General features: G+C 71.5%; 6 protein-coding genes. 3 read left to right on the forward strand and 3 right to left on the reverse strand.

Annotation, left to right across the window (positions count from 1 at the left end; genetic code table 11):
- The first annotated feature begins 593 nt into the window (after nt 1-593).
- Entirely contained in the window at nt 594-1,439 is an 846-nt protein-coding gene (locus ABZ904_RS50045; protein WP_360991265.1) for a hypothetical protein, read from the forward strand.
- Between the two features lie 420 nt (nt 1,440-1,859).
- Here the strand turns inward: ABZ904_RS50045 and ABZ904_RS50050 are convergent, their stop codons facing one another.
- Nucleotides 1,860-2,012 (reverse strand): hypothetical protein, encoded by a 153-nt coding sequence (locus ABZ904_RS50050; RefSeq protein WP_359402845.1) that lies wholly within the window; start codon nt 2,010-2,012, stop codon nt 1,860-1,862.
- Nucleotides 2,013-2,205: 193 nt separating this feature from the next.
- Here ABZ904_RS50050 and ABZ904_RS50055 point away from each other — a divergent pair, with 193 nt between their 5' ends.
- Nucleotides 2,206-3,537 carry a protein kinase gene (locus tag ABZ904_RS50055; RefSeq protein WP_359402965.1) on the forward strand — a complete coding sequence of 444 codons (1,332 nt, stop codon included), beginning with the start codon at nt 2,206-2,208 and terminating at the stop codon, nt 3,535-3,537.
- Nucleotides 3,538-3,668: 131 nt separating this feature from the next.
- Nucleotides 3,669-4,337, forward strand: a complete 669-nt coding sequence (locus tag ABZ904_RS50060) for a DUF6445 family protein (RefSeq protein ID WP_360991260.1) — start codon at nt 3,669-3,671, stop codon at nt 4,335-4,337.
- 87 nt (nt 4,338-4,424) lie between these two features.
- Here the strand turns inward: ABZ904_RS50060 and ABZ904_RS50065 are convergent, their stop codons facing one another.
- Nucleotides 4,425-5,222 carry a TIGR03943 family protein gene (locus ABZ904_RS50065; protein ID WP_360991257.1) on the reverse strand — a complete coding sequence of 266 codons (798 nt, stop codon included), beginning with the start codon at nt 5,220-5,222 and terminating at the stop codon, nt 4,425-4,427.
- Nucleotides 5,219-6,253, reverse strand: a complete 1,035-nt coding sequence (locus ABZ904_RS50070; RefSeq protein WP_359402854.1) for a permease — start codon at nt 6,251-6,253, stop codon at nt 5,219-5,221. The genes ABZ904_RS50065 and ABZ904_RS50070 overlap by 4 nt, the downstream gene beginning before the upstream one ends.
- Nucleotides 6,254-6,432 lie beyond the last annotated feature (179 nt).

Raw genomic sequence — 6,432 nt, forward strand, 5'->3', positions numbered from 1 at the left:
TCACGGTGACGCCCTTGCCCTTGGCTAGCGAGTTAGTCTCACCTCTCCTCGTCGGGACTTTCACCCTTTAGTTGTCGCCCATGCTGGGCGTACCGCTTCACCACCGCCCTGAAGGGCGGCGCACTGCGCAAGATTGAGGTAGACCGCGCGGGCGTAGCTGTCGAAGAGCTCAGCGAACGCGCTCGAATCCCCGGCCCGTACCCGGGTACGCATATGAGTGCTCACCTCAATGAGCTGTCCGGCACCTAACACCGGCTTCCCACGACGTGCGCCACACTCGCTCTTGATGCGTCTGACGGCCCCGCCGGACCCACAGCGAAGTGCCCACCCGCCCGGACCGTGCCGGGTGCCGTGCCCGGAGGCGGATCGCATCCGCGGGCGAGGACCGCGGACGCGCGTCCGGGGTCGGCCGGCGCCCTTCTGTACGCACTCGCGCAAGGCCCTTGGAGAATCCGCCCAGGAGTGTCACACGGACTGCACACAGTCTTTCGATGGCCCCGTTAGCGTTGCGGCCGCTCGGTCCCACGTGCGAACGGGATCAGCCGCCGCCCCGCGGCGACGGCATATCACCCCAGCACCCAGGAAGACCGCAGATGGACTACTGCTCCTCGTGTCGTCGGCATCTCAATGGCGCCCTGGTGTGTCCCGGATGCGGTGCCTACGCACCGGACATCGCGCCCGTCACCCGCTACGACCGCCCCGTTCCCGCCCGAGCCACCACCGCGCCCGCGGCCCCAGCCGTGAACTGGGATCTCTCCGCCCTGGAGACGGGGTACGGGGAGCACCCTCATGAGGAGGACGCGTCCGAGGCCGCCCCGGACGACGTCGCGGACGGCGGCTACACGGGCGCGCCGCAGGGGCGGGCGGCGCGCCGTCGCCAGCGGGCCCGCTGGAAGAAGAACCAGCGCCGCGCCGTGGTCGCGACCGCCGTGGCGCTCGTCGGGGGCGGTCTGACCCTCGCCTCGATGGACCGGCACTCTGGCGACCGGGCCCAGGCCGCCCCGGCACCGGACGTCACGAGCCTGGGCGGCACGGACGGACAGGCGACGGACGGCGCGCAGCTGCCGTCCACCCAGGTGGAGCCCCGCCGGTCCGCGCCCACCTCCCCCGCCCACTCGTCGCCCGCCGCCGGGCTCCCCGCTCATCGGTCCGCGGCTCCTCAGCCCGCCACCACGGCGCAGGGGATCCGGCCGGACGCCGCCGCCGTTCCTCGTACGATCCTGGCGACGCCGACGATGGCACCCTCGTCCCTGCCCACCACCCAGTCCCAGTCCTCGGGTTCCACGGTCACGCTCCCCGACCACGCCCCCGCGCCGCAGAGCACGCCCACCACCACGGCGCCCGCCCACGGGACGGGCTCGGGAGCGACGCAGCCGACGCCCGCGCCTACGGCGACATCGCCGTCGCACCTCTGCCTGCTCGTGCTGTGCCTCGGCTGATCACCACCCGAGTCATGGTGTAGCCCACCGCACCCGCACCGCGGTGGGCATGGGCCGCTCCATCTTGCCCGGCGGCCGCCCCTGGTCGTACGACACCACCACGCGGCCCACACGCCGGTTCGTCGTGGCCAAGGGGCCGGGCTTCTCCTCGTTCACCGGCCGCCGATCACGATCGCGGGTGATCGGCACGCGCGCGCGTCTTCCGAGCGCGCGGAGCCGCCCGAGCGTGTCCATGAACGCATTCACCGCGCGCCGTACGGCTCTGGCGACGCGGTGCATCAGCAACGCGCTCGGCCGACCCCCGGCCCGGTGCGCGACGCGGCACCCGAGCGCCTGACTCTGCACGGCTACCTCGCCGACGGTCGCGTCCAACCTCGCCGCACGCCCGGAGAACCTCGGCGACGACGTCGACATCGAGCGCTACTGGGACGCCGGCCACGGAGCCGACGAGGACGCCGCACACGTCATCACCTGGATCGGTGAGGTGAAAGGCCACACCGAGCAGCACCCCTCGCCCGCCGACCGGCCGACGGCCCAGGTGGCGGAGAACATCGGGACAGGAGTGTCGGACACGCGAGGATTGTGCGGCCGGATCATCACGCCTCACCCACCACAGGGGGGAGTTCGTGATCGATTCGGATGTCCGTGCCAGTAAGGTGGGGCCCGCTGCGGCACCCCACCGTCATTCGCCCTGGCGAAGTCACGGCCGGCGGCGGTCGAGCCGTCGCACCGCTTTTCGTCTCACGGCATGAGGATGAAACAACAGGTGCTGATCGCGGGCCGGTACCAGCTGAACACCACCATCGGACGTGGCGCGATGGGAGAGGTGTGGCGCGCGCACGACCAGATGCTCGGCCTGCCCGTCGCCGTCAAGGTCCTGCTCGCGCAGAACAGCGATCCCACCGCCGACTCCCGTTTCCGCCTGGAGGCCCAGACCGCGGGACGGCTGCACCACCCCCATGTCGTCGGCGTCCTCGACTTCGGCGAGCACGAGGGCCGGCTCTTCCTGGTGATGGAACTGGTGGAGGGCGACAGCCTCGCCCGGGTGCTGTCCGACGAGGGGCCGCTCCCGGCCGAGCGGGTCGCGGACATCGCGGCACAGGCCGCTGCCGGGCTCGCGGTGGCGCACGAACAGGGCATCGTGCACCGGGACATCAAACCGGGCAACCTGCTCCTCGACGCGAGCGGCGCCCTCAAGATCGGCGACTTCGGTATCGCCCGCTTCATGGACGACCCCTCGGCCGCGCTCACGGCGACCGGGCAGATCGTCGGTACGAGCCTGTACATCGCCCCCGAGCGCGCTCTGGGCAAGCCCGCCGGACCGGCCAGCGACGTGTACTCGCTCGGCTGCGTGCTCTACCAACTCCTCGCCGGCCAGCCGCCGTTCCGCGCCGACTCCCCGATCGCGATCCTCCACCACCACCTCGACAGCGCCCCGGTGCCGCCGCGCGAGCTGGGCATCGGTCTGCCGCCCGCCTTCGAGAACTACCTCCTCGGCCTGCTCGCCAAGCGGCCGGAGGACCGGCCCACCGCACAGCAGACCGCCGACTGGTTCGCCTCGGGCGCCTGGCGGGGCCACCCCGAACCGCTTCCGGCCGCAGCCCCGGAACCCGGTCATGCCCCGGCGAGGACGATGGAACCGCCGGCACTCCCCCGCGCGGGGACGGGCCCGTCGACGACGTACAAACTCCCGTCCGCACCCAGTGCCCCGGGCCATCGGGCGGCCAACCGGCAGCGGCCGTCGGCTGCCGCACACCGCGAGCGACCCGCGACCGGAAGTCACCGCGAACGACCGGTGCAGGGAAGCCACCGCGACCGCCCCGCGTCGGGCGGCCACCGGAACCGTCCCGCGGCGGGCAGCCGCCGCGAGCGTCCGCCGGCCGCGGCCCGCCGTGAACGGGCGCAGGGCGGGGGCCTTCGGGACCTGCGGTCGCTGTGGGTGCACCTCACCCGCCGGCCGCGCGCGGTGGGGCTGATCGCAGCGGCGGCGCTGTTCCTGATCGCGATGTTCGTGGGCATGGCGGTGTTCTCGCCCGACAGCAGCTCGGCGGAGACACCCGGGGGCACGCAGTCGGGTCCTGCCACGCCGACACCCTGATTGCCGGGCAAGCACGGCGCATTTGGGCCGTCAGCCACTCAACTTGCCTGCTTCAGCAGGCGATTGAGTTGACGAAACGTTGACCGATCGAAAAGAGAACAGTGGTGGCGGCCGACTGTATGTTCACCGGCATGCCCCCACGCCTGCCCGTGCTCCCGTACCGCAAGCCGACCAGGGGACGGGACTACTGGGTCCTGGACGACGTCCTGCCGAACGTGGACGAGGTCCGGGCCCGTTGCCTCGCCAAGGACGAGGACGACTGGGCCAAGGGGTTCCCGTACACGCAGGAGAGCTGGCCGGGGCTGCGCACCATGCCGGGGCTCGAACCCGACGAACTCGACCGGATCGAGGGGCTGGTGCGCAAGGAGACCGGTGCGCAGAAGCTGTGGCAGCAGACCGCGCCCGGCGGCGGCACCCTCAACCACAACTGCGTCCAGGTCGTCGGCAAGGACGAGGGCGAACCCCGCCCGCACACCGACTCACGGGCCCTGTGCCGCTACGCCGCGGTGCTCTACCTCAGCCCGAACGTCCCCAAGGACTGCGGCACGAGCTTCTACCGCCAGAACCTGCCGGGCGGGGTCCTCGGCGGCAACATGGTGCAGGCCCCGCACAACAACCTGGTCGAGGCGCTGGGCACCCGGTACGTCACTCCCGACGCGTTCACCGAGGACGTCCGCGTACCGCAGCGCTACAACCGGCTGCTCCTCTACAAGGCGAACATCATGCACAGCGCGACCGGCTACTGGGGCAGCGACCTCGAGGAGAAGCGTATGACGGCCGTCTTCTTCTGGATGGGCTGACTCCCGGGCTCGCGAACAGCCCTTGCCTGGGCGCCGGTTCACCTGGACGTAGACACACGCCCCTCCCCAGCGGGTCCGACGGACCCGTCAGCGCGAAGGAGCGAGCGGAAGGTCGTCCGTGTACGCGTTCACCGGGCGGGTGATCCGCTCGACGCCATGGGCGTCGAGCGCCACCGGAGCGGACTCCGTGCCCAGGATCCCGCCGGGGTGCCAGGTTCCGGTGACCGCCACCCAGGTGTTGGCCCTGAGAGCCGGGAACCCGTACATCCGCACCTTCACGGTCTGGGCGTCCGCCGCGCAGCACGAGAAGATGATCCGGGTCAGATACCAGCTGCCACTGCGTTCGTCGGGCGTGACGAAACCGGTCATCTGGATACTGCGTCCCTTGATGGCCTGCTTCCGGTCCTGCTGCACACGGCTGGTGAAGTCCGAGAGGGTCATCGGGAGGGGCGAGGTCGCGGGCAGCGACTCGAAGTCCTGCTGCTCCGTCACGGACTTGGGCGGCTGGCGGGAGGCGGTGTACGCGCCGAGGGCCGGTGGTGCGTAGAAGAGCAGGCTCAGCACGGGCAGGAACAGCAGCCAGGCCGCGCGGGGCGCGCCGGAGTGATGGTGACCGTGGCCGCCGCCCCCGTGAGCGCCCCGGTCGTCGTCATGGACGTGGACGTCGTCGTGGTCCCGACCGCCGTGCTCGGGACGTCCCGCGTGCCCGCGCACCTGCGACACGACTTCCGCGACTCCCAGCAGGAGCAGCAGCACGCCCGAGACGATCAGCAGCGGACGCAGTCCCTGCTTGACGTATCTGAGGTACAGGTCGCCGAAGAGCGAGGCGTTCAGCAGACCGAGTCCGCCGAGGACGAGCAGGATCGCCTGGAAGGGCCGTTTCACAGCAGCGCCCCTCCGATCAGCGCACTGCACAGCACGGCGACGACCGTCGTGGCGGCGGAGAAGCGGGCCGCGAAGGCCCGGCCGAACGTCCCCGCCTGAAGGGCGATCAGCTTCAGGTCCACCATCGGCCCGACCACCATGAACACCAGCCGGGCGAGCGGCGAGAAGCCGGTGAGCGAGGCCGCCACGAACGCGTCGGCCTCGGAGCAGACCGCGAGGAGGACCGCCAGCCCGGCCATGAACAGCACCGAGAGCCAGGGCGAGCCGGAGAACACGTCGAGCACGGAGCGGGGGACGGCCACGTTGAAGGTGGCCGCCGCCATGGCACCCAGGACCAGGAAACCGCCCGCGTGCAGGAAGTCGTGCTGGAAGCCGAGCCGGAACTCCTGCCAGCGGCTGCGCCCCGGCTCGTGACCGGCGTGCCGTACGGTCGGCCGGAGCCATTCCTCGCGGCCCAGCCAGAGCCACAGCCAGCCCATCAGGGCGGCTGTCGCGAGCGAGGCCAGCAGCCGGGCCACGACCATGGCGGGGTTGCCGGGGAAGGCGATCGCCGTGGCGGTCAGCACCACCGGATTGACCGCGGGCGCCGACAGCAGGAACGCGAAGGCCGCGGCCGGAGTGACCCCCCGGCCGATCAGGCTGTTCGCGACGGGGACCGAAGCACATTCGCAGCCGGGCAGCACGACCCCGGCGACTCCGGCGACCGGAACGGCGAGCACCGGCCGGCGGGGCAGCACCCGGCTGAACACCCGGGCCGGCACGAAGGCGTTGATGGCGCCGGACAGCGCCGTACCGAGCAGCAGGAAGGGCAGCGCCTGGACGGTGATGGCGAGACAGACGGTCCGCCAGGCCTGCATGACCGGCTGGTCGAGCCATCGGTTGAGGAGCAGGAGCATAGGGCCGGTCAGTATGGCCGCCGCGAACAGGATCGGCAGGGGCAGGGGCCGGCCGCGGGCGGGGGCGTCGACGGTCGCCGCGGGCACCGCGACGGCCGCCTTCGCCTCCTCGGCCAGTTCTTCTGTCTTCTGCATGCCGGCTCCGAATGTCGGATGTTCGGATCGAACATAACTGGCGCCCCACCATGCTCCCCACCACCGCCACGCGCTCACTTTTCCGGCTCTCCTGTCGCTTCCGTGGGTGGGGTTATGCGAGTTGACGGCCTGGTAGCTGCGGGCGGTGTCCGCCGAGGCTGAGCATCGCCAGGGCGATC

This window comes from Streptomyces sp. NPDC046900 (assembly GCF_040644975.1).
Lineage (GTDB): Bacteria > Actinomycetota > Actinomycetes > Streptomycetales > Streptomycetaceae > Streptomyces.